Origin of the sequence: Streptococcus cristatus, from assembly GCF_003943505.1 — a bacterium.
Classification (GTDB): Bacteria; Bacillota; Bacilli; order Lactobacillales; family Streptococcaceae; genus Streptococcus; species Streptococcus cristatus_E.
The window spans coordinates 1-798 of the sequence record NZ_RJPS01000056.1 but is presented as its reverse complement, the minus strand read 5'-3'; the positions used below and the strand labels follow the sequence as shown (position 1 = coordinate 798).

1 pseudogene is annotated in these 798 nt (G+C 46.0%); it reads right to left on the bottom strand.

Going from position 1 to position 798, the window contains the following annotated elements:
- Nucleotides 1-798 (bottom strand): annotated as a pseudogene (locus D8792_RS11510) (T7SS effector LXG polymorphic toxin); the annotation flags it as partial.

Sequence of the window (798 nt, the reverse complement as noted above, 5' to 3'; positions counted from 1 at the left end):
CTTTAGTTTTACCAAGTCTAGCTTTATTATACTTAGCCTCCGAAATGATGTATGGTGGGTGGCCATTAGGATTGTAGTAAACACCATCAATCCCCTGATGACCAGCATCACCCAATCCCGTTACTATGTCCTTACTGATACGTTCATAACCAAACTGACGATAGTACTCATCCTGAACCATTTCACCGAAGTTACCTTTCTTCAAACTTGAAGAAAGCGCCTCCTCGCCATAGCGGACTTTTAATATCTCAGCTTGTTGTTTAGCTATCTCTTCTATCGTATGTACTTCAGAAGTTACCGGAACATTATTCTTCAACATTTTCTGATGGAGGTCATCCAAATGGCTTTCCCACTTGTGGCCTTCCCAATGGACTTCAGGATGAGCTTGCGCACCGGCTTCCTTGCTGAACTCTCGGCCAACCTTCCGACCGCTCTGCTCGCTTGCCTCGCCATAAAGATCCCGACGTATACGCTGAAACTCCGCACTCTCACCCGTACTCTGGTAAAGTCGAGCGGTATGTTTGCCAATGTCCTCTCCATGACGGAATTTATCCAACCCCGCAAAGGAGAACTTCTTGTAACTCAAGTCATCCCAAAGATTCCCCAAACGACTTCTAAAGAAGTCCTTGGTCGCACCGTAGCTCTCCCGTGCTAGTGTGCTCAGATAGTTGTCAGACAACATCGTACGAGCTTGTTTTATATAAGATAAGCCCTTTTCAATCTTGGGCACCTGTGACAATCGGCTAATCAGCTTGCTCTTGCCGGCTATCTTGGCTAACTTAGCAGGACCAATAAATG